The sequence below is a fragment of the Rheinheimera sp. genome, from assembly GCF_036782235.1.
In the GTDB taxonomy this organism is placed as follows: Bacteria; Pseudomonadota; Gammaproteobacteria; order Enterobacterales; family Alteromonadaceae; genus Pararheinheimera.
The window spans coordinates 1-23,346 of record NZ_DAIPZL010000015.1 but is presented as its reverse complement, the minus strand read 5'-3'; the positions used below and the strand labels follow the sequence as shown (position 1 = coordinate 23,346).

Sequence of the window (23,346 nt, the reverse complement as noted above, 5' to 3'; positions counted from 1 at the left end):
ATTTCACCTTGTTAAAAAAGCCGGTCCTGCAAAACAGACACCGGCTTGTAGTCAATTACGCTGGCTGTTAAACAGCACCACCCAAAAAGTCTTTGGCAAAACGCTGTAGTACCCCGCCGGCATCGTAAATCGACACTTCTTCGGCGGTATCTAAACGGCAGGTGACCGGCACTTGCAGAGTCTCACCGTTACGGCGATGAATGACCAAAGTTAAATCAGCCCTTGGCAAACGCTCACCAATGACGTCATAACTTTCGGTTCCGTCCAGGGCTAAGGTCTGGCGGTTGGTGCCGGCTTTAAACTCCAGCGGCAATACCCCCATACCCACTAAGTTGGTGCGGTGAATACGCTCAAAACCTTCAGCAACTATGGCTTCAACACCAGCTAAACGCACGCCTTTGGCCGCCCAGTCACGCGACGAACCCTGACCATAGTCAGCACCGGCAATAATAATCAGCGGCTGTTTACGTTCCATATAGGCTTCGATGGCTTCCCACATCCGGGTGACCTTGCCTTCAGGCTCAATCCGCGCAAGAGAACCTTGTTTCACCTTGCCATCGACCACCGCCATTTCGTTGATGAGTTTAGGGTTGGCAAAAGTAGCGCGCTGCGCCGTTAAGTGGTCACCACGGTGCGTGGCGTAAGAGTTAAAGTCTTCTTCCGGCAAGCCCATTTTATGTAAATATTCACCGGCTGCGCTGTCCATCATAATGGCGTTGGATGGTGATAAATGGTCTGTGGTGATGTTGTCGCCCAGCACCGCCAGCGGCAGCATACCTTTGAGCGTGCGTTCACCGGCCAACGCACCTTCCCAGTAAGGGGGACGACGGATATAGGTACTTTGTGGCCGCCAGTCATACAGCGGGCTGATTTTTTCACCAAAATCAACCGACACTGCAAACATCGGCTCGTACACTTTGCGGTATTGCTCCGGTTTTACGCTGCTGGCAACAACGGCGTCTATTTCTGCATCTGTTGGCCAAATGTCTTTTAAGCGGATTTCACGGCCATCTACGACACCCAGCACATCTTTTTCAATATCAAAACGGATGGTACCGGCAATGGCGTAAGCCACTACTAAAGCCGGTGAAGCTAAAAACGCTTGTTTAGCATAAGGGTGAATACGGCCATCAAAATTGCGGTTACCGGACAGCACCGCTGTGGCGTATAAATCACGTGCTATCACTTCCTGCTGAATGACTGGGTCTAAAGCGCCACTCATACCATTACAGGTGGTGCAGGCAAAACCGACAATACCAAAACCTAAAGCTTCTAAATCGGTCAGTAAATTAGCTTCTTTTAAATACAGTTCTACCGCTTTGGAGCCAGGCGCCAATGAGCTTTTTACCCAGGGCTTGCGGCTTAACCCAAGTTTGTGGGCGTTACGCGCCAATAAACCAGCGGCAATGACGTTACGCGGGTTGCTGGTATTGGTACAGCTGGTAATAGCTGCAATAATCACAGCACCATCCGGCATTAAGCCCGGGGTATTTTCTACCACACCACTGATGCCTTTTGCCGCTAAGTCGGTGGTCGCTACCCGCGCATGCGGGTTAGAAGGACCAGCAATGTTACGAACCACAGTGGATAAATCAAACTTCAACACCCGTGGATACACGGCTGTGGTTAAACTATCAGCCCAAAGACCTGCCGTTTTGGCGTAAGTTTCGACCAGTTTAACCTGCGCGGCATCGCGGCCGGTTAAGGTTAAATAGTCCAAAGTCTGCTGGTCGATATAAAACATCGCCGCAGTAGCGCCGTACTCTGGCGTCATATTGGAGATAGTGGCTCTGTCGCCAAGGCTTAAGCTGCTGGCGCCTTCACCAAAAAACTCTAAATAACTGGACACCACTTTTTGTTTACGCAAAAACTCGGTCAGCGCCAGGACGATGTCTGTTGCTTGTATGCCAGGCTGGGCTTTACCTGTCAGCTCCACACCAATAATGTCTGGCAGGCGCATCCAGGAGGCGCGGCCGAGCATGACACTTTCGGCTTCCAGACCACCAACACCAATGGCAATAACACCCAAAGCATCCACATGCGGGGTGTGGCTGTCGGTGCCGACCAAAGTGTCGGGGAAAGCCACACCATCAATGGCATGGATCACCGGCGACATCCGCTCTAAATTGATCTGGTGCATAATGCCGTTGCCAGGCGGAATCACATCAACGTTTTTAAAGGCTTTTTTTGTCCAGTTAATAAAATGGAATCTGTCGTCATTGCGTCTGTCTTCAATAGCGCGGTTTTTGTCAAAAGCGTCTTTTTCAAAACCGCCATGCTCAACGGCCAGTGAATGGTCAACAATCAGCTGGGTTGGCACCACAGGATTTACTTTGGCAGGGTCGCCGCCCATCTGGGCGATGGCGTCACGCAAGCCAGCTAAATCCACCAGCGCAGTTTGGCCAAGAATGTCATGACACACCACTCGAGCCGGAAACCAGGGAAAATCCAGCTCTTGTTTACGTTCAATCAGCTGACTTAAATACGCATTTAACTGGGCAGGCTCTGCGCGGCGCACCAGGTTTTCCGCATGGACACGGCTGGTATAAGGCAGGGTTTCCCAGGCGCCCGGGCTGATATTATTCACCGCCTCGCGGGCATCAAAATAGTCTAACTGCGTGCCGGCAAGCGGCTTGCGATATTGAGTATTCATTTTTAGCTTCCAGAGCAGCAACTATTGCTGCCCAAAAAAATTGAGCGATAAGCAGCATCAAGCCAAAAGGGACGCTTTGCGTCCCTTTATGGTTGATTAGCCGCGCTGTGCAATAGGCGTGACTTCACGCGGCTCCACACCGGTATATTCAGCACTTGGCCGGATAATACGGTTGTCAGCACGCTGCTCCATCACATGAGCGGCCCAGCCGGTTAAACGTGAGCAAACAAAAATAGGCGTAAACAACTTGGTTGGAATGCCCATATAGTTGTATGCCGAGGCATGGAAAAAGTCGGCATTACAAAACAGTTTTTTCTCACGCCACATCACCGCTTCACAGCGCACTGACACGTCATAAAGTTTGCTGTCACCATTAGCTGCGGCCAGTTTTTCCGACCAGGCTTTGATCACGGCGTTACGTGGGTCTGATTCTGCGTAAATGGCGTGGCCAAAACCCATAATTTTGTCTTTGCGCGCCAGCATACCCATTAAGGTTTCTTCGGCATGATCCGGGTTTTGCATCTTCTCAATGAGTTCCATTGCCGCTTCATTGGCACCACCGTGCAGTGGACCGCGCAGTGAACCAATAGCGCCTGTGATGCAGGAATGCATATCTGACAAGGTTGAAGCGCACACACGGGCGGTAAAAGTCGAAGCGTTAAATTCATGCTCGGCGTATAAAATTAATGAAGCCTGCATGACCTGGGTATGCAGCGCCTGTGGTTTTTCACCGTGTAAAGTCCAGAGGAACTGCTCGGCAATAGAATCAGCTGCTGTTTCCACTTCAATTCGTTTGCCATGGTGGCTGTAGTTGTACCAGTAGTTAATCAAGCCTGGGAAAACCGCCAGCATGCGGTCTGTCGCATCCTGCTGCTGTGCAAAGGTTTGTTCTGTTTCCAGATTGCCCAGCATAGAGCAGCCGGTACGCATCACATCCATCGGATGGGCAGAGGCCGGAATACGCTCCAGCACTTCTTTTAAGGCCTGCGGCAAGCTGCGCATGGCTTTAAGTTTGCTTTTATAAGCAGCAAGCTCAGCCACTGTTGGCAACTCACCTTTTAAAATAAGATGGGCCACTTCTTCAAATTCACAATGTGCGGCTAAATCTTTGACATCATAACCGCGGTAGGTCAGGCCTGAACCTGTTTTGCCAACTGTCGACAAGGCGGTTTTGCCGGCGATCTGGCCACGCAGGCCTGCGCCTGTTAACTCTTTTGCATTTGCCATGGGTGACTCCCCTTTGAATGTTGATGCTTAAAATTGATTCAAGATTGCATCGGCAGGTACAGAGATATCATGAACACCTGCCGCTATTCCCGTTTGCTGCTGCAAATACATGCAAGTTGCAGCCATTTGCTGTTATTTGTTTTTATTTTCAGCAAAAAGTGCATCGAGCTTTTGCTCGTAGCTGTGATAATTCAGAAAATCGTACAGTTCCATCCGGGTTTGCATGCTGTCGATCACGGCTTTTTGGTCGCCGTCAGAGAGAATGTGCTGATACACATTCAGCGCCGCTTTGTTCATAGCGCGAAAGGCACTGAGCGGATACAACACCATCTTTACGCCCACACCGGCCAGCTCCTGTTTATTAAACAGCGGGGTCTGACCAAACTCGGTGATATTGGCAAGCACCGGCACTTTAATCACATCGGTAAAAGCTTTGTATTGTTCCAGCGTATACACAGCTTCGGCAAAAATGGCATCAGCACCGGCTTCCACACAAGCCTGAGCCCGTTCGATAGCGGCCTGTAAACCTTGCTGCTGCAGCGCATCGGTGCGCGCCATAATAAAGAAGTTTTCGTCGGTTCTGGCATCGACCGAGGCTTTGACCCGGTCAACCATCTCTTCCAGTGACACAATTTCTTTGTTGGGTCTGTGGCCACAACGTTTTTGCATCACCTGATCTTCAATATGAAAACCGGCCGCACCGGCACGGGTCATTTCTTTGACAGTACGGGCAATATTAAAAGCCCCACCCCAACCTGTGTCGGCATCTACCAGAAGTGGCAAGGATGTGGCGCCTGTAATGCGGCGGATATCTTCACAGACGTCATTGAGTGATGTCATACCTAAATCCGGCAAACCAAAAGAGGCATTGGCCACACCTGCACCTGACAGGTACAAAGCCTGGTGACCAACCCGCTCGGCCATCATGGCGGTGTAAGCGTTAATAGTACCCACCAGTTGCAGTGGGTTATGTGCGGTAATGGCCTGACGAAGTTTCAGACCTGCGCTTGCTGTTGCCATGTTAATTCCCCTGTTGCTTAAAATGATTTTCAATATTGCGTCTGGATGCCCCTATATGGCGGCGCATCAGTAAATCGGCCAGTTCACCGTCACGGTTGGCAATGGCATTGATAATAGCTTTATGTTCATCAAATGCCCGCGACACCCTCGGACCATTCATGCCAAGTTGCACCCGGTACATCCGCACCAGAAAATACAACTCGTCACATAACAAATTAATTAAATATGGGTTTTTACTGCCCAGAATAATGCGGTAGTGAAAGTCGACATCCCCTGCTTCCTGATAATAACTTTCACCTTCGCGCACTCTTTGTGTCGACAAATGCTGATCCAGCAGCTGCTGCACCTGAGCAATTTCATCATCCGACATATGCTCTGCCGCCAGACGACAGGCCAAACCTTCCAGCGTTTCCCTAAGCTGATACAACGAAATCAGGCCAGCAACCGATAACTTCACCACTCTGGCGCCAGCATTTGGAGTACGTTCAATTAAGTGACAACGCTCCAGTCTGGCTAAGGCTTCCCTGAGCGGCGCCCGGCTCAGATCATACTTTTTGGCAAGCTCAGGTTCAGAAATTTTGCTGCCTGGCGCTATCTGGCCTTCGACAATGGCTTTTTGGATTTCCAGCAGCACACGATCAGCGGCGGTAACAGGATCACGCCAAATGGGGCTTTGCATAATATTGTCGACAATTCAGAATGAATGTTGCCTTTTTACCTTTAACAACCACCGCAGTCAACACAATTGTCGACAAAATACTCAAGGTTGCTGTTGTTTTTAGACTGAGAAGCGCTGAGGGTATGTAAAAAATTTTTGCCGGTTGGCTTGAAGCACAGCTTTAATTAAATTTTTTTAGATTATTTTCGATTATAAAAAAGACAACCAATAGCCTGGTAGAATAAAAAATAATACGTAGATTTGGATCTCAAACAGGGACTATCGCGCCGTTATTGGCTTGCACTGAACAAGCTGGGGATAACCCCTGCATAAGTTGAGAGCAACTTTGGGGAAACTTACAAATTCTTCACCTTTTCAACGCTCTGTTGCACCTTTCACTGCTGAGCATTTTTTGTGCGCTTGGCTACACTGAAGCTTATGTCACACTGCACTTTGGGCAGTGTTCACCGGTAGCGCACGGCTCAGTTAATGAGCCATTCCCCTAGGCCCAGAACAATGCGGATTGGTTCTGGGCTTCTTTTCTTTTAGAGCTAACTGATTTATTTAACTGGGCTTTTTAACCAAAGAAAACAAACGATAGAAGTTTTCCGTGGTTTGATGCGCAAGCTGTTCCACAGTTACGCCTTTCAGTTCTGCAACAGCAGCGCCAACAGCAGTGACGTAAGCGGGCTGATTGGTTTTGCCACGATAAGGCACTGGAGACAGATAAGGAGAGTCTGTTTCTATCAACAGCCGATCCAGCGGCACCTGTTTAACCACTTCACGCAGCGGATCGGCATTTTTAAAGGTCATAATGCCGGAAAACGAAATATAAAAACCAAGATCCAGCGCCGCCTTTGCTGTATCCCAATCTTCAGTAAAACAATGCAGCACCCCACCACAATTTTGTGCCTGATATTGCCGCAATATGGCTAAAGTGTCGGCTTTCGCGTCCCTGGTGTGTACGATCAGTGGTTTATTGACCAGGTTCGCCACCTCGATATGCCGGATAAACGCATCTTGCTGTAGTTGTTTAGTGTCCGGGCTGTAAAAATAATCAAGCCCTGTCTCGCCCACTGCGACAACCCGCGCATCAGCGGCCAGTTGTGCCAAAAGCTCCGCGTCCAGCACATCCGTTTGATGCAACGGGTGTTCACCACAAGACACCGACACCTGGGGGTAATGCTGTACCAGTGCCGCCATGGCCGGAAATTCCGCAAGGCTCACGGACACACAGAGCATATGTTCAACTTGCTGTGCCCTGGCTGCGGCGAGCACTGCAGGCAAATCCATGCCCAATTTTTCCAGTTCCAGGCGATCAAGATGACAATGGGAATCAACAAACAAAACAATATCTCCAAGCCCTCTGGGCAAAGCAAAACAGACTGCAGATGTTATTCAAAATAAACCAATATTCCGGCGAATGTGATGATTTTGGGGTGGCGGGACGGGCGCGATCTTAGCTTAAGATGCGCCTTGCTGTCACTGTTACAGTGTGTAGGTTGGATCTGTAGATTCCTGCAAACCGCTGACTAGCTTTTCAATTTTGTCGCGAAGGCCAAGTTTATCGTCAATAAAAGCCACACCTATACCGGCCGGGCTGTTATTTTGTGCACCGTGTGGTGTTAACCAGGCCACCTTACCAGACACCGGAATAGCCTCCAGCGCATCGGGTAAAGTCACTAACAGTGCCAGCGACTGACCCATTTTATATTGGCGTGCAGTACGGACAAACAACCCACCTTGTTTCAGAAAAGGCATATAAGCGCGATTCAGTTCTTTGATGTCTAAAAAGTCCAGTGGGATTTCTTCCATTTATTCCTCTCTCAGCGCAGTAATCTGGGCAAGTCCAACAACAAGGCAGTGAGTGCTAAGTTCTTATTCTGCCCCAAAATTTGCTGTTCGTCACGGCACCATTGTGCCAGCCGCTCAAACAGTGCCTGCGGTTTTACCAGTTGTGGAGCCGATAACAGCTGCTGGCGCACAAAGTAGCTGAATAAGGTTGCGGTATCCTCAAATTGTTCCAGCCTTTTGACCAACTCGGGCAATGCTTGTTCACCAAGCAGATAAGCCTCGAGCTGCGCTAATAAGGCCGCAATATCTGCTGCGGCACCAGACTCTAACAACTCAAGTGCTTTAAGGGGGGCACCTTCACAAAAACTTAGTAAAAATTCCGGAATGGCCATGTGATTTTGTTCAGCCAGCCAGTTTCTGGCAACAAAGGAAGGCACTGGCGCTATCAGCCATTTTTGGCAGCGACTTAAAATAGTGGGCAATAACTGCTGCTCATAAGCTGTTTGCAACAATAAAAAGCTATTGGCGCCCGGTTCTTCCAATGTTTTTAATAACGCATTGGCGGCGGCTTCTGTCATTTTGTGTGCCTGTGGCAACAGCACAACCCGGGCGCCGCCTTGCTGCGGCGAGCCCTGCATAAAATGGCTGAGTTCGCGCACCGCATCTACACCCAGGCTGGTTTCACTTTGTAAGTGCAGTAAATCCGGATGATGTCCGGCTTTCACCAGCAAACAGCTTTTGCATCGGCCACAGCCGCCCGAAGCCGTTGGCTGACTGCACAACAGCAGCTGCGCCAGCTCTGCCGCAAGCAGGTGTTTGCCCACTCCAGCAACCCCGGTCAGCAACAACGCATGATGCAACTGCCCTGCTAATGCCAGTGTGCCAAGCTGTAACTGTGTTGCTTCAAGCCAGGGCGGAAGGCGCATAGTCACCCGAAATGCTCCGTAAGAGCCTTACGGATATGTTGCTGCACCTGCTCAAGTGGCTGACTGGCATCAATCACGCAAATATTGGCTTCACTCCGTGCAATTTGCAGGTATTTGGCTCTGGTGCGCTGGAAAAACGCCAGTTGCTCAAGCTCAATCCGGTCAAGCGCACCCCGTGCTTTGGCTCTTGCAAGTCCAAGTGCCGGGTCAATGTCCAGATAAAGAGTGAAATCTGGCCTGGTATTACCCAGCACCGCAGTACGGATTTGGTTGATCAGCTGTTCATCCAGCTGACGACCGCCGCCCTGATAAGCACGGGACGATAAATCGTGCCGGTCCCCCAGCACCCAGTCACCACGCTCAAGTGCTGGCCTGATAACCTGACTGAGTAACTGCACTCTGGCGGCATACATCAGCAGTAACTCTGTTTCCGGCGCCATGGGCTCATGCTGCACGGACTTTACCAAAGTCCGGATCTGCTCGGCCAGCGGTGTACCGCCGGGTTCACGGGTTTGCACCACTGTATGACCTTGTGCTGTCAGCCACTGATACACAGTATGAACCGCCGTGGTTTTACCGGCCCCTTCCAGGCCTTCAATCACAACAAACTGGCCTCTGCTCATGATTTTTTCCCAAAAATATACTGCTGAACTGCTTTGTTATGGGCATCTAAATTTTCGGAAAACTGATGCGAACCATCGCCTTTTGCCACAAAATACAACATCTTACTGACTTCTGGTTGAGCGGCGGCCTGCAACGAAGTTGCGCTGACCAGCGCTATAGGGCCAGGTGGCAAGCCAAAATGAACATAAGTGTTATAAGGGTGCGGATCTTTTAAGTGTGCTCTGGTGATGTCACCCTGATAACGCTCTTTTAAACCATAAATAACGGTCGGATCAGTCTGTAACTTCATTTTTAATCTGAGCCTGTTCACAAATACCGAGGCGATCAGCGGCTTTTCTGTCAGCACGCCGGTTTCTTTTTCAATAATAGAAGCCAGTGTTAACAGCTGATAAGGCGACTGCAGCGGTAAAGACGGGTCGCGCGCTGCCCAGGCTTTTTCCAGTTGGGTTAATAACGCCTGATGTGCCCGCCGATAAATGTCGGAGGCTTTGCTGTGGGCATGGTAATAATATGTTTCCGGGAAAAACAACGCTTCAGGATCGGACGGCACAGGTCCCCAGTCCGCCGGCCAGCGCACCAGCGCCTGCAGCTCAGCCACAGACTGAATATCGTTTTGCACAAATTCAGCCTGACTTAGCGCCTGCAAACTTTGTTGTAAGGTTTCACCCTCACGCAGCATAAAACTAAACTGCGCTACTTTGCCACTTCGAAACAACGCCAGCTGAGACAACAGCAAATCCGGGGCAACCCGGTAAACACCGGCTTTAATATCACGCAGCTGTGGATGAAATACACTGAGCAATTTCAGCTGAGTACACTGAAAACGGCTTAATAAACCCTGCTGCTGCCAGCTTTGGCACAAGGCAGATAACGAACTGCCCGCTTTCACTTCAAAATAAGGGCCCGCGAGCGCAAGCCTAGTCTGACTAAACTGCTGCACCTGATTACGCAGACCAAAAGCAACAACAGAACACAATAGCAGTATGACAACGAGTTTTTTAAACATCCTGCGTTAACAACCTTCTTCAGAATTAGTAGCCAGCAGCTGCTGCACCGGCCACACCGGCGCAAGCGCAAGTGGCCGCTGTAAATAATGGTGCACCGGTACCACCCCCATCAGGGCGTTACAGGCAAACATAGCCTCACAATCAGCAATATCCTGAGCCATAAAACGGCCCTCTGTCACTGCCAACTTTTTAAGTAAAAATGCCCGCATCACTCCGGCAACACCAGCTTGACTAAGCTCAGGTGTAAACCATTGGCCATTTTGATAAAAAAACATATTGGCGGCGCTAAATTCAACAGCAAAACCTTCAGTGTCAAATGCCAGCAGCTCGTCAAAGCCGCTTTGTTCTACTTCGGTTTTATGCAGCACAGTTTCAAGCCTGCTGGTATGTTTAATACCGGCCAGCAGCGGCTGAATACCCAATCTTAAACTGGCGTTGGCCACATTGATGCCCTGTTGTTGCTGCACACTGTAATCAGGCAAAGGGCTGGCCGTACAATAAATATCAGGTGCGCCCAGTGCTTTGGTGCTGTAACCTCGGCCGCAATGACCACGGCTGACCAACACTTTCACCACCTGCTCCGGCATGCTGATTTGCGCCTGTGCCTGTGCTTTTACCTCTGCTTCGGGTATCAAACCAAAGCCGAGGCGTTGCATCGACTGCTGCAACCTGTGCCAGTGCAAAGGCCAGAACTGCAAAACGCCATTTTTCACTCTGATAGTGCTGAAAATACCATCGCCGTACTGAAAACTGCGGTCAGAAACAGAGGGTTGCTGCACATGCATGGCCAGAAGATGCCTAAAAGCGGTTAAAAAGGCAGTATGCCTGAAATTTTCCGGCCTGAAAATGACAAGACCGCCAAAGCGGCGGTCCTGAATAAAACACAAAGGGTTACTTTGCCGGTTTTCTGTACTTTAAAGCCATCAGACCTTACGGAACAGAATAGAACCATTGGTGCCGCCAAATCCAAAAGAGTTACACAGCGCGTACTCCATTGCCACCTGACGTGCTTCGTGCGGTACGTAATCCAGGTCACAACCTTCACCCGGGTTATCCAGGTTGATGGTTGGTGTCACCAGCTGATCCTGTAACGACAAAATGGTAATAATGGATTCAACCGAACCTGCTGCACCCAATAAATGGCCAATCATCGACTTACTGGAGCTAACCATCAGCTTGTCGAGCGAACCGGCAAATACTTTTTTAATCGCCATAGTTTCAGCGATGTCACCGGCTGGTGTTGAAGTACCATGCGCATTGATATAAGCCACCTGCTCCGGTGCAACACCGGCATCACGCAGCGCGTTGGCCATCGCATTGGCGCCACCGCGGCCATCTTCCGGTGGTGATGTCATATGATAAGCATCACCACTCATACCAAAACCAACCAGTTCGGCATAAATTTTTGCACCACGGGCTTTGGCGTGTTCATATTCTTCCAGCATCACCACACCGGCACCGTCACCCAGCACAAAACCGTCACGGTCTTTGTCCCAGGGCCGGCTGGCTTGCTGTGGTGCGTCGTTGCGGGTAGAGAGTGCACGGGCAGCACCAAAACCACCCATCCCTAAATGGGTTGAGGCTTTCTCAGCACCACCGGCTAACATGGCATCGGCATCACCGTAGGCAATCATCCGCGCTGCGTGACCAATATTGTGCACACCAGTGGTACAGGCGGTCACGATACTGATGTTTGGTCCTTGCAAACCCAACATAATCGACAGATGACCTGCAATCATATTGATGATGGTTGAAGGCACAAAAAACGGAGACAGTTTGCGGGGGCCACTGGCCAGCAGCTTTTCGTGGTTTTCTTCAATCAAACCCAAACCGCCGATGCCTGAACCTATAGCAGCGCCAATACGGCCGGCATTTTGTTCTGTTACTTCAATACCGGAATCACGGAAGGCCTGAATGCCTGCTGCCACGCCATATTGAATAAATAAGTCCATTTTCCGCGCCTCTTTGGCCGGGAAAAACGACTCGACATCAAAATCTTTAATTAAACCAGCAAACTTGGTGCTGTAGGCTTCGGTATCAAAATGCGTGATATAACCAATGCCACTTTTGCCTTGTTGCAGGCCCTGCCAGGTAGAAGCGACATCATTGCCAAGCGGCGTCAGCATCCCCAATCCAGTTACAACGACTCGACGTTTAGTCACTATGTCCTCCGCAAGGAAATTATCTTTCTCTGCTTTACTGCTACAAACCGGTTTCAGATCATCGGTTTGCCTGTGCCAGAAATGAAAACGGGTAGCTTAGCTACCCGTCTGCATCGCGCTTTGCTTATTCAGCGTGCGCTTTGATGTAGTCGATAGCAGATTGTACTGTCGTGATTTTTTCTGCTTCTTCATCAGGAATTTCTGTATCGAATTCTTCTTCCAGCGCCATGACCAGTTCAACTGTGTCTAAAGAATCGGCACCCAGGTCATCAACAAAAGAAGCTTCGTGTTTTACGTCTTCTTCTTTAACGCCTAACTGCTCAATGATAATTTTCTTAACGCGTTCTTCGATGTTGCTCATCTTTTCTTCCTTTTTCTCATATAAATCGCAACAATTCGTGCAATTTTGGATGGCGGCTAGTTTAGTGGCAAGCGCGGTTTGATGCAAGCAATGAGCGTTTCATTTCCTGCTGGTCAAACCTGATTAGCTTACACCATATACATGCCACCGTTTACGTGAATCGTTTCACCGGTGATATAAGCCGCCTGGCGGGATGCCAAAAACGCGACCGTTGCCGCAATTTCTTCAGGCTGACCGAGACGATTCGCCGGTACCTGACTAAAGATTGCTTGCTTTTGCTCATCTGACAGATCTTTGGTCATATCGGTGTCGATAAAACCTGGCGCAATAGCGTTGACAGTTATACCACGAGACGCCACTTCTTTCGCAAGAGATTTTGTAAAACCAAGTACCCCGGCTTTGGCCGCTGAGTAGTTGGTTTGACCGGCGTTACCCATTGATCCTACTACAGATCCAATAGTGATAATACGGCCATGGCGTTTTTTCATCATGCTTCGCAGCACAGCTTTGCTCATGCGAAATACTGAGGTTAAGTTGGTCTGCATAATGTCAAACCACTCTTCATCTTTCATCCGCATTAATAAGTTGTCACGGGTAATACCGGCGTTATTGACCAGAATATCAATGTCACCAAAGTTGGTTTTAATAGTTTCCAGGCATTGTTCAATAGACTCAGCGTTGGCTACATCTAACACCAGGCCCTGACCTGCACCTAAGTAGTCGGCAATGGCCTGAGCGCCTTTTTCGGTGGTGGCGGTACCAATCACTTTGGCGCCCAGTGCAGCAAGTTGCTCAGCAATAGCACGACCTATACCACGGCTGGCACCTGTTACCAGCGCAACCTGGCCTTCTAAAGAAATAAAAGCTGTCATTTATGCAAAATTCCTTATTCTGCAGCCGGGTTTAAGGCCGCTTTTAAACTGGCAACATCGTTTACCGAAGTTGTCAGCAGATTTTTATCAATACGTTTAATCAAACCGGCCAGTACTTTGCCTGCGCCAAGTTCTACCACTTCAGTCACACCCTGAGCGGCCAGCCATTCGATACTTTCAGTCCAGCGCACCGGGCTGAATAACTGTCGCACCAGCGCATCTTTGATAGCTGCAGCGTCATTTGCTATGGCCACATCCACATTATTCAGCACCGGGATGACAGGGGTGTGAAACGACAGCGCTGCTAAATCGGCCGCCAGTTTTTCGGCTGCTGGCTTCATCAATGCACAATGTGACGGCACGCTCACCGGCAGTGGTAAGGCTCTTTTTGCACCGTAAGTTTTGCACAGTTCACCGGCCCGTTCGACCGCTGCCTTATTACCGGCAATCACCACCTGGCCTGGTGAGTTAAAGTTCACCGGTGACACCACTTCACCCTGCGCAGCTTCTTCGCAGGCTTTGGCAATGAGCTCATCATCCAGACCAATAATGGCTTGCATAGCGCCGGTACCGGCCGGCACTGCGGTTTGCATATAGTGGCCGCGGTTTTGGACCAGTTTGACCGCATCAGCAAGGCTCAGTACACCGGCACAAACCAAAGCTGAATATTCACCTAAAGAGTGGCCCGCCAGATAAGCCGGCGTTTGGCCGCCCTGCTGCTGCCATAAGCGCCAAACTGCAACAGAAGCGGTCAGCAGTGCAGGTTGAGTGCGGAAAGTTTCATTTAATGCTTCTTCCGGACCATTGGCGACAAGCGCCCATAAGTCGTAGCCCAAAGCTTCGGAAGCTTCAGCAAAAGTGTCACGAACCAGAGGAAATTCAGCATATAGTTCAGCTAACATGCCAAGGCTCTGTGAGCCCTGGCCCGGGAATACCAATGCAAGTTTGTTGGTCATTTGAATGCTCGCTTTGTATTTGTATTGTTCAGCTGGCACAGCTTACTGCGCAGCAAAGCCCTTTAAATGGGTGCTGTGCCGCAGTAAATCTAGGCTGTGCATCGTTGTTAATATTTCACCAGCGCAGAAGCCCAGGCAAAACCACCACCAAATGCTTCCAGCAGCAGGGTTTGTCCGCGTTTGATCCGGCCATCCCGTACTGCTTCATCCAGCGCTGTTGGCACTGTGGCCGCTGAAGTGTTGCCGTAACGGTCCAGGTTAATCACCACCTGGTCCATCGACATATCCAGTTTGCGGGCAACAGCAGAGATAATGCGCAAATTCGCCTGATGTGGCACCAGCCAGTCAATCTGAGATTTGTCCAGGTTATTGGCAGCCAGCGTTTGCTCTACCACTTCAGACAACTTAGTGACGGCCACTTTAAACACGTCGTTGCCTTTCATTACACCCCAGCTGTTGTGGATAGAGGCTTCATCACCACGGCGCGGGTTGTTGACATATAAAAGCTCAGAATATTTGCCATCAGAGTGAATATGGGTTGATAAAATGCCCGGCTCTTCAGAGGCTTCCAGCACCACGGCACCGGCGGCATCGCCAAACAGAATCACCATAGAGCGATCTTCAGGGCTGACCAGCTGTGATAAACAGTCGGCGCCAATCACCAGCACCCGTTTTACCATGCCACTTTTAATATATTGATCAGCAATACTTAAGGCATAACAAAAACCGGCACAGGCCGCGGAAATATCAAAGGCAGGAATATTCGGAATATCCAGTTCACGCTGTACTTCACAGGCGGAACTTGGCAAAGCCCGTGAACCACTGGTGGTGGCCAGCACTATCATATCAATGGAATTTTTATCGATACCCGCAGCTTCAATAGCTTTTAATGAAGCTTGTGTACTCATGGTGGCCACTGTTTCGTGTTCACCAATAATACGGCGTTCACGAATGCCGGTACGTTCAATAATCCACTCGTCGGTGGTTTCAACCATGCTTTCTAAATCGGCATTGGTACGGATTTGCGCCGGGAAATAACTGCCGGTGCCTATAATGCGTGAATACATGAGGACCTACGCTTTATCGATTAATACGTGTTCCAACCGGTCTTTTATTTTTGCGGGCACCTGGCGTTCAACCTCGCGCACCGCCTGCCGGATGGCACTGAGAAATGCTTCTTTTGTCGCATTTCCATGACTTTTCACTACAATTCCGCGCAATCCTATCAGACTTGCACCGTTATAGTGGTCGGGGTTCACGCCTGTTCCGATACTTTTTAACAGCGGTTTGATCATCCAGCCGAATAAATGCGCAGACATACTGTTTTTCAGTGCCTGTTCAAACCTTTTAATAATGAGTTTGGCCACACCTTCACAGGTTTTCAGTGCCACATTGCCGACAAAACCGTCACAGACAATCACATCTGCCTTGCCGGAGAAGATATCATTGCCTTCGATATAACCTATGTAGTTAATATCAGCACATTCAGACAACAATAAAGAAGTGCGTTTGATTTGATCCGAACCTTTAATTTCTTCTTCGCCCATATTCAACAGCGCTACTTTTGGGCGGTGAATACCTTCAACTTCCTCCGCCATCACAGCGCCCATCACGGCAAATTGAAATAAAGTATCGGAATCACAGTTTACTGTGGCGCCTAAATCGAGCATAAAAACCGGACTGCCCACTGTGGTTGGCAAAGCGCTAATCAGCGCAGGTCGTTCCACCCCACCCAGCATTTTTAATACAAAATGTGCCATGGCAATTAAAGCACCGGTATTACCAGCGCTGACACAGGCATGCACCTGTTGTTTTTCTGCTAAATCCAGGGCAACACGCATTGAAGAGTCGCGTTTATTACGCAGTGCCACCGAAGGTTTATCCGTCATCAGCACTTGTTGTGATGCATGTTTTACAGAAAGTTGTGGATGGTTGGAAATGCCGGCTTCAAGCAGTTGCTGCTCAAGCGTCGTGGCGTCGCCACAGAGGATTAAATCAAGATTGGGAAATTCTTCGACAGCAGCTATAGCTGCAGGAATAGTAGACAGGGGGCCATGATCGCCCCCCATCATATCTAAAGCTATTTTAAGCCGTTCTGGTTGCAACGAGTGCACCGCGACTTATTTAACTTTACGGCCTTTGTAGAAACCGTCAGCAGTGATGTGGTGACGACGGTGCGTTTCACCAGTTGTTGCGTCTACAGACAGCGTTGGGCCTGTCAACGCATCATGAGAACGACGCATATCACGTCTTGCACGAGATTTTTTGTTCTGTTGTACAGCCATTGCTATTCTCCTAAATTCACTTTTTCTTCAATTCTTGCAATATTGCAAATGGGTTCGGTTTTTCTGGTTCCGGCTCTATATGCCCGAAGCTCGTTTGCAACTTTGCTGGATCACATTGGTCAGCATCATGCATCGGGAACAACGGTAAAGCCAGAATTAATTCGTCCTCAACCAATTGCCTCAAGTTAACTTCGCCGTGTTCGTCTTTTTCGATCACGTCGTAGCGTTCCGGAATTTCATCGTGAGCCGAATCATCCCCTTTAACAGGGGTATATGCAAAACTGCTGTCAATCGTCAGCGACATTTCGTCACCACACCTTTCACAGGTCAGACTGACAGTACAGTGGGCTTCACCTTTAATAAAGACCAAGCCTTGTTCGTCGGTTCCGCAATCGATGATTACAGCAACATCACCTTCCGTGCTCAGCAATGACTCGGTAAAACGCGTCAGCGTGTTCAGCGGAATGATCCCTTCGTAACTCAGCCTTTTTTGTGCAGTACGGGACGGATCTATAGTGATTGGAATTTTTACCTTTTGCATAAGGCGCGCATCATATAGATCAAGGCCTGCACTGTCAAAGGGTTGATCACACTTTTGTCAATTTTTCACGCGCAAATCGGTGAAAAAATAAGTATAGTGCCGCCATTCATTTGCTTCTGAGAGAAAACGGAGCTGTTTTATGCCACAAAACCTTTGGCTGGCCTCAACTTCAGTCTATCGTAAAGCCTTATTGGAAAAACTCACCCCCAACTTTCAAACCGCAAAACCAGAAGTGGATGAAACTGCACTGCCTGGCGAAACTGCCCAGGCGCTGGTTGAGCGGCTCGCCATTGCCAAAGCCTGCGCTATTGCTGACAAGCTTAACAACGGCCTGGTGATAGGTTCAGATCAGGTTGCTTTATTTAATGGCGCCATTCTTGGCAAACCTCACACCGCTGAAAATGCCTATCGTCAGTTAAAAGCTTTTAGCGGTCACAAAGTCACTTTCTTAACCGGTCTTGCCGTGGTCAATGCCGCTACGGCTGAAGTCAGTCACTGTGTTGAGCCTTTTTATGTGCATTTTCGCGAGTTGAGTGATGATGACATCCACACTTATATCAAGCGCGAACAACCCCTGAACTGCGCCGGCAGTTTTAAAAGTGAAGGTTTGGGCATTACGTTGTTTTCCAGACTGGAAGGTGATGATCCAAACAGCCTGATTGGTTTACCGCTGATTAAGCTGCATCAGTTGTTAAAACAACAAGGCCGCGACTTGTTATTGCAGCCCTGAAGGATCGGCGCAGCGTCAGGCACAATGCGCCAGCAGCTCCGGCAGTGAGTCGATCACTGCTTTTGGCGCAAAAGGCGCAAAATCCAAAGCACTGTGTACTCCATGGGTGATGCCGACTCTTGGCATTTGTATCGCGTGTGCCATTGCCAAATCATGAGTCGTATCGCCGACCATCAGCGCCTGGTCTGCTGAGCAAGCAAGCTCAGCAAGAATGAGTTGCAGCATTTGTGGATCTGGTTTTGACTTTGCTTCATCAGCACAGCGGCTGGTTGCAAAAAAATGTGCAGTATTAGTTTCTTCCAGCATCCGGTTGAGACCAACCCTGGTTTTACCTGTTGCCACCGCCAATAAATAATCCTGTTGCCTGAGCCTTTCAAAAAGCTCAACAGCGCCTGCAAACAGCGGTGTTGCCGTTTTATCCTGATGCAGATAAATGTCTTTATAAGCTTCACACAACAATAAAAGTGTTGGCTTATCAGCAGACGGAAATAAAGTGGCAAAAGCGGTTTCCAGGCTCAGACCAATAATTTGTTTGGCTTGATGATGACCGGGCACCTCGATGTTCAGCGCTTTGGCCGCACCCTGCACACAATTGACAATTTTGCCAATGGAGTCCATCACAGTGCCATCCCAATCAAAAATCACAACTTTTTGTGCCGACATTTATTGCTACTACCTTTTTATGCAACTAAAAAACCGGCCTCGGCCGGCTTTTTCCATTTGAGCAACTAACCTGGTGTTATGCTGTACCTTGTTATTTTTTGCTGAGTTTCTGCAGAATTTTTTCCAGCTCGGCATCGAGCGGTGCTTCACACTTCATCACAACCCCGGTATTGGGGTGGGTAAAAGCCAGAGTTTTGGCATGCAGATACAGCCGCTTTAAACCAAGGGCATTCATTTGCGCAGTAAATTCGTTGTCACCGTATTTATCATCACAGGCAATAGGATGACCAACACAGGCAGTGTGCACGCGGATTTGGTGGGTGCGGCCTGTTACCGGAAAAGCTTCCACCAAAGTACCTTCAACATAACGCTGCAGAATTTTAAAGCGGGTTTCCGACGGTTTACCGTCTTTTTCATCCACCCTAACTACCCGCTCGCCGGATTGCAGGGTATTTTTCTTTAAAGGCTCCGTGACTTTTTTATTGCGGGCATCCCACTGGCCGGCCACTAAAGCCCAGTATTTTTTCTCAACAGTTTTTAAACGCAGCTGCTCATGTAAGTGAGTAAGCACCGAGCGTTTTTTGGCGATTAATAAACAGCCTGAGGTATCACGGTCCAGCCGGTGTACCAGCTCTAAAAACTTCGCAGTTGGTCGCAACGCGCGTAAAGCTTCAATGACGCCAAACTGTAAGCCACTGCCGCCGTGCACTGCCATGCCGGTGGGTTTATTAATGACAATTAAATCGTTGTCTTCAAACAAAATATGGCTTTCGAGATTTTTCACCAGCGACAACTTGGTCGACACCTGGTCTTTTTCAGCCGACACCACCAAAGGTGGCACCCGCACCTGGTCACCGGCCTGCAATTTGTATTCAGGTTTGATCCGGCCTTTATTCACCCGAACCTCACCTTTACGCACTACCCGATAGATCACACTTTTAGGCACACCTTTGAGCCTGGCCAGCAAAAAATTATCCAGGCGCTGGCCTGCATATTCTTCATCCACATCAATAAATTGGATCGGGGTTTTGATTTCATCAGTCATGCGTATTTGCTGCTCTGCTACTTCGGGTTTTAACAATATTTTCGGTTGCTATTATTTACTGATTGATGGGATAATCAGCCCGCTAATTGTGCCAGTGGTTTGAATCACTTAAGGCCATTAGGGCGCTCATCAAGACGTAAGAGAAGATGTGAGGCACCGGTCGGGAGACAGATCATACCTAATTCGTGGTGAAAACCAACGACTTTATCTATCCCGAACGACAATAACGCCAGATGCTTGAGGTAATGCTGCGTAATTTGTTACCAACACCAGCACAACACCGCTTCCGGTCGATGAGCAAAAAAATAAAAGTAAAACGCTATAACGCAGCGCTCAGAAGCGATGTGGATCAGAGCAAATTTGTAATACGGCGGGGGTTTCAATCCGGCCGGATAAACAAGATTGACAATAACAATTGATAAATAATTGATTATTCAAGCATTCCAGTCGTGAGACTGCACCAGAATATGTTTGACAACATCTGACACGCAAACGCATGTTCGCTGTCGTTGTGGCTGAATGGACGAGTCAGACACAATGAAAAGAATGCTCATTAACGCCACGCAGGAAGAAGAAATCCGCGTAGCACTGGTCGATGGCCAGAAATTGTACGACCTGGATATCGAAAGCCCAGGCCATGAACAGAAAAAGGCCAATATTTACAAAGGCCGTATCACCCGCGTAGAACCAAGCCTCGAAGCTGCTTTTGTTGATTATGGTGCAGAGCGCCATGGTTTCCTGCCACTCAAAGAAATCTCCCGTGAATATTTCCCACAAGGTTATTCTTTTGACGGTCGCCCGAATATCAAAGAAGTGGTACGTGAAGGTCAGGAAGTTATTATCCAGATTGATAAAGAAGAACGTGGCCAAAAAGGCGCTGCGCTCACCACTTTTATCAGTCTGGCCGGTTCTTACCTGGTACTGATGCCAAACAACCCACGTGCCGGTGGTATTTCCCGCCGTATCGAAGGGGATGAACGTCAGGAATTAAAAGATTCTTTAGGTCAGCTGGAAATGCCAGATGGCATGGGTTTGATTGTGCGCACCGCCGGTGTTGGCAAATCTTACGAAGAGCTGGATTACGACTTAAAAGCGCTGATGAAACATTGGTCAGCCATTACCACTGAAGCACAAAACCGCCCTGCACCTTTCCTTATTCACCAGGAAAGCAACGTGGTATTCCGCGCTATCCGCGATTATCTGCGCCGTGACGTTGGTGAAATCCTGATCGACAACACCCGAATTTTTGAAGAAGCCAAACTGTATATCCAGCAGTTCCGCCCGGATTTTGCCCACCGTGTCAAAATGTATCAGGGTGAAGTGCCGCTGTTTATGCATTTCCAGATTGAAACCCAGATTGAAACCGCCTTCCGCCGTGAAGTACGTTTACCCTCTGGTGGTTCTATTGTCATCGACTCCACCGAAGCCTTAACCGCTATTGATATCAACTCATCAAAAGCCACCAAAGGCGGTGATATCGAAGAGACGGCCTTTAACACCAACTTAGAAGCAGCAGATGAAATTGCCCGTCAGTTACGCCTGCGCGACTTAGGTGGTTTGATTGTGATCGACTTTATCGATATGACGCCGGTACGGCATCAGCGTGAAGTAGAAAACCGCTTAAAAGAAGCTGTAAAACAAGACCGCGCCCGGGTACAGATTGGCCGTATTTCCCGTTTTGGTTTATTGGAAATGTCGCGTCAGCGTCTGCGTCCATCACTTGGCGAGTCGGCCACTCATGTGTGTCCACGTTGTCATGGCCGCGGCACTATCCGCAGCACCGAGTCTTCTGCCCTGTCGATTTTACGTTTGATCGAAGAAGAAGCCATCAAAGACAACACCAGCCAAATTCATGCTCAGGTGCCGGTATCAGTGGCCACTTACCTGATGAATGAAAAACGCGAATCTATCCGCCGTATCGAAAGCAGGTTAGGTGTGCGTGTTTACATCATTCCAAACGAGCATATGGAAACCCCTCACTATGAAGTAACCCGCATTCGTTTTGATGAAGAAATCGAAGAATCCAGTTACAACATGGTCAAAGCACCAGCAGTACAAAATACGCTGTACCACCCGGTGTCAGATGCAGTGAAAGAAAAACCGGCCATTGCCGCTATTTCTTTGCAGGAAACAGCTCCGGTGCCAGCGCCTGTGGCTAAAGCACAACCACAGGTTCAGGTGGCAGCAGTGGCTGAAACCGGTTTGGTTGCCAAAGTCACAGGTTTCTTTAAATCTTTGTTTGGCGCTGCCCCGGCCAAGGTCGAAGAAAAAGCTGAGCAGCCACAACGCCGTGTGAACAACCGCGACAATAAAAACCGTCGTAACGGCCGTAACCAAAACCGTCGTAACGAAGGTCAGGAAGAACGCGCACCACAGCAGCAGCGTGAAGATGGCAAGCAGGCTCGTCCGCAGCAGGACCGCCAAGCCCGTAATGAACGCAACGAACGGGGTGAACGCCCTGCCCGCGGCGAACGTGCAGAACGCAGTGAGCGCCCGGAACGTGCTGAACGCACAGAAAGGTTAGATCGCAACGAAAGCAAAAAACCTGCAGCCGAAAAACCAGTCAAGGTTGTCGCCGTTGACAGCGACGATGAAGTACCGAGCTCAAGCAAAGTGGCTGAGCGCCGTCAGCGTCGTAATATGCGTAAATCTGTACGCCTGGAAAAAGCAGTTGCAGCAGATCAGGTGATCACCGCTTTAGAAACTGCTCCACAAGACACAGCTGTGGCAAATACTGCAGTTACTGAAAGTGTTGAAGTGGCAAATGTGGCTGCAGACACTGTAACTGTGCCAGTAAGCCCTGAGTCAGTCCCTCAAGTTGCAGCTGAAACAGTGGTCATTGCAGAATCAACTGCAGAGCTCGCTGTTGAAACGCAAGCAGAAGTAGCTGAAACTCAGCAAGGCGAAACTGCAGATAAAGAAAACAGCGAAAATCGTAGCCGTTCACGCCGTTCACCACGTCATTTACGTGCTGCTGGCCAAAAACGCAAAAAAGAGCAACAAAACGGTGAAACGGACGAATCAGTTGAAGCCCGTTATCCGGTTGATGATGTAGAGCTCGCGGCAGAACAGCAGCTGGACCTGCCAATTCTGGCGGAAACTGCGGTTGAAGCTGTGGCTGACGCCGTTGCTGCAACAACAGTTCAGGCTGAAGCTGAACAAGCACCGGAAGCTGCTGCTAAACCACGTAGCCGTAGCCGCGCCAAAGCAGCTGCACAAGCTGAAGTCGCAGCAGAGACTCAGGCGACATCAGAACCAACTATGCTGAGTACTGAGCCTGTTGCCACTGCAACAGTTGCACCGGCTGATGTGGTCGCTGCTCCTGCTGCAGTTGAAATGGTACCAACAGCTGTTGCTACATCAGTTGCACCAGCTGCAGTTGCACAAGCTGAATCACCGGCGGCCAAACCAGCTCCGGTTGAGTCTGCAGAGCCAGTTGTGGCTCAAGCAACACCAGTAACTGAACAGGTTGTGGCTCAGACAACCCCTGTCACTGCCGCGCCTGCCGCTGCCAAAGGCAACCGCTACGGCAATATGGTGACCTCGACCATGACTAAACCTGTGGTGGTGGATGCTGAACCTGCGGCCGAAGTGCCAACCGGCATGCCGGCTGCTGAACGTCCTGTGGTGGTATCAACACCACGCACAGTGGCACGTCAGGTCACAGCTGCGCCTATGACCAAACCAAAAGCTGTGGATGAATAAACCATAGCCAAAAGCAGGGGTAACCCCTGCTTCTTTGAGATAACAAAAAGCCAGACCTGAGTCTGTAATGCCAGTCAGTTAAGCTGACTGGCATTATTTTTTGTGCGGATATTTACC

General features: G+C 49.4%; 22 protein-coding genes. 2 read left to right on the top strand and 20 right to left on the bottom strand.

The window, feature by feature from the left end:
* Positions 1–67: 67 nt before the first annotated feature.
* The 18 genes from acnD to yceD form a co-directional block, all read right to left on the bottom strand.
* Positions 68–2,653, bottom strand: a complete 2,586-nt coding sequence (acnD, locus tag V7P87_RS14255) for a Fe/S-dependent 2-methylisocitrate dehydratase AcnD (protein WP_333798016.1) — start codon at positions 2,651–2,653, stop codon at positions 68–70.
* A 96-nt stretch (positions 2,654–2,749) separates the two neighbouring features.
* A complete protein-coding gene (gene prpC, locus V7P87_RS14250; RefSeq protein WP_333798015.1) occupies positions 2,750–3,880 on the bottom strand; it encodes a bifunctional 2-methylcitrate synthase/citrate synthase in 1,131 nt (376 codons plus the stop codon).
* 132 nt (positions 3,881–4,012) lie between these two features.
* Positions 4,013–4,900, bottom strand: a complete 888-nt coding sequence (gene prpB, locus V7P87_RS14245; protein ID WP_333798014.1) for a methylisocitrate lyase — start codon at positions 4,898–4,900, stop codon at positions 4,013–4,015.
* 1 nt (position 4,901) lies between these two features.
* The gene (locus tag V7P87_RS14240) at positions 4,902–5,579 is read right to left on the bottom strand and encodes a GntR family transcriptional regulator (RefSeq protein ID WP_333798013.1); all 678 of its coding nucleotides are present in this window, start codon (positions 5,577–5,579) and stop codon (positions 4,902–4,904) included.
* Positions 5,580–6,122: 543 nt separating this feature from the next.
* Positions 6,123–6,905, bottom strand: a complete 783-nt coding sequence (locus tag V7P87_RS14235; protein ID WP_333798012.1) for a TatD family hydrolase — start codon at positions 6,903–6,905, stop codon at positions 6,123–6,125.
* A gap of 141 nt (positions 6,906–7,046) precedes the next feature.
* Positions 7,047–7,373, bottom strand: a complete 327-nt coding sequence (locus V7P87_RS14230; protein ID WP_333798011.1) for a PilZ domain-containing protein — start codon at positions 7,371–7,373, stop codon at positions 7,047–7,049.
* Between the two features lie 11 nt (positions 7,374–7,384).
* Entirely contained in the window at positions 7,385–8,278 is an 894-nt protein-coding gene (gene holB / locus V7P87_RS14225; protein WP_333798054.1) for a DNA polymerase III subunit delta', read from the bottom strand.
* Between the two features lie 2 nt (positions 8,279–8,280).
* Complete coding sequence (gene tmk, locus V7P87_RS14220; protein ID WP_333798010.1) at positions 8,281–8,901, bottom strand: dTMP kinase; 621 nt, start codon at positions 8,899–8,901, stop codon at positions 8,281–8,283.
* Positions 8,898–9,908 (bottom strand): endolytic transglycosylase MltG, encoded by a 1,011-nt coding sequence (gene mltG / locus V7P87_RS14215; protein ID WP_333798009.1) that lies wholly within the window; start codon positions 9,906–9,908, stop codon positions 8,898–8,900. The genes tmk and mltG overlap by 4 nt, the downstream gene beginning before the upstream one ends.
* Before the next feature lie 6 nt (positions 9,909–9,914).
* Positions 9,915–10,694 (bottom strand): aminodeoxychorismate lyase, encoded by a 780-nt coding sequence (pabC, locus tag V7P87_RS14210; RefSeq protein ID WP_333798008.1) that lies wholly within the window; start codon positions 10,692–10,694, stop codon positions 9,915–9,917.
* 138 nt (positions 10,695–10,832) lie between these two features.
* Entirely contained in the window at positions 10,833–12,071 is a 1,239-nt protein-coding gene (fabF, locus tag V7P87_RS14205; RefSeq protein WP_333798007.1) for a beta-ketoacyl-ACP synthase II, read from the bottom strand.
* 124 nt (positions 12,072–12,195) lie between these two features.
* The gene (acpP, locus tag V7P87_RS14200) at positions 12,196–12,432 is read right to left on the bottom strand and encodes an acyl carrier protein (protein WP_031564929.1); all 237 of its coding nucleotides are present in this window, start codon (positions 12,430–12,432) and stop codon (positions 12,196–12,198) included.
* A gap of 128 nt (positions 12,433–12,560) precedes the next feature.
* Positions 12,561–13,304 carry a 3-oxoacyl-ACP reductase FabG gene (gene fabG, locus V7P87_RS14195; protein ID WP_333798006.1) on the bottom strand — a complete coding sequence of 248 codons (744 nt, stop codon included), beginning with the start codon at positions 13,302–13,304 and terminating at the stop codon, positions 12,561–12,563.
* A 14-nt stretch (positions 13,305–13,318) separates the two neighbouring features.
* Positions 13,319–14,260: an ACP S-malonyltransferase gene (gene fabD / locus V7P87_RS14190; protein ID WP_333798005.1), complete on the bottom strand. Its 942-nt coding sequence runs from the start codon at positions 14,258–14,260 to the stop codon at positions 13,319–13,321.
* Positions 14,261–14,367: 107 nt separating this feature from the next.
* Positions 14,368–15,327, bottom strand: coding sequence for a beta-ketoacyl-ACP synthase III (locus tag V7P87_RS14185; RefSeq protein ID WP_333798004.1), 960 nt, complete (start codon positions 15,325–15,327; stop codon positions 14,368–14,370).
* Between the two features lie 6 nt (positions 15,328–15,333).
* Positions 15,334–16,374 carry a phosphate acyltransferase PlsX gene (gene plsX, locus V7P87_RS14180; protein WP_260656595.1) on the bottom strand — a complete coding sequence of 347 codons (1,041 nt, stop codon included), beginning with the start codon at positions 16,372–16,374 and terminating at the stop codon, positions 15,334–15,336.
* A 6-nt stretch (positions 16,375–16,380) separates the two neighbouring features.
* On the bottom strand, positions 16,381–16,545 hold the full coding sequence (gene rpmF, locus V7P87_RS14175; protein WP_031564938.1) for a 50S ribosomal protein L32: 165 nt from the start codon (positions 16,543–16,545) through the stop codon (positions 16,381–16,383).
* Positions 16,546–16,561: 16 nt separating this feature from the next.
* On the bottom strand, positions 16,562–17,086 hold the full coding sequence (gene yceD, locus V7P87_RS14170) for a 23S rRNA accumulation protein YceD (protein WP_296298372.1): 525 nt from the start codon (positions 17,084–17,086) through the stop codon (positions 16,562–16,564).
* A 139-nt stretch (positions 17,087–17,225) separates the two neighbouring features.
* On the opposite strand from yceD, the gene V7P87_RS14165 reads away from it, so the two are divergent.
* Positions 17,226–17,816 (top strand): Maf family protein, encoded by a 591-nt coding sequence (locus tag V7P87_RS14165; protein ID WP_333798003.1) that lies wholly within the window; start codon positions 17,226–17,228, stop codon positions 17,814–17,816.
* A 15-nt stretch (positions 17,817–17,831) separates the two neighbouring features.
* Here V7P87_RS14165 and V7P87_RS14160 read toward each other — a convergent pair whose 3' ends face one another.
* Together V7P87_RS14160 and rluC are read right to left on the bottom strand one after the other, a co-directional pair.
* Positions 17,832–18,479, bottom strand: a complete 648-nt coding sequence (locus V7P87_RS14160) for an HAD-IA family hydrolase (RefSeq protein WP_333798002.1) — start codon at positions 18,477–18,479, stop codon at positions 17,832–17,834.
* A gap of 91 nt (positions 18,480–18,570) precedes the next feature.
* Positions 18,571–19,524 carry a 23S rRNA pseudouridine(955/2504/2580) synthase RluC gene (gene rluC, locus V7P87_RS14155; RefSeq protein ID WP_296298367.1) on the bottom strand — a complete coding sequence of 318 codons (954 nt, stop codon included), beginning with the start codon at positions 19,522–19,524 and terminating at the stop codon, positions 18,571–18,573.
* 537 nt (positions 19,525–20,061) lie between these two features.
* Between rluC and rne the strand changes: the two genes are divergently transcribed.
* Complete coding sequence (gene rne / locus V7P87_RS14150) at positions 20,062–23,229, top strand: ribonuclease E (RefSeq protein ID WP_333798001.1); 3,168 nt, start codon at positions 20,062–20,064, stop codon at positions 23,227–23,229.
* The last annotated feature ends 117 nt before the right edge of the window (positions 23,230–23,346 follow it).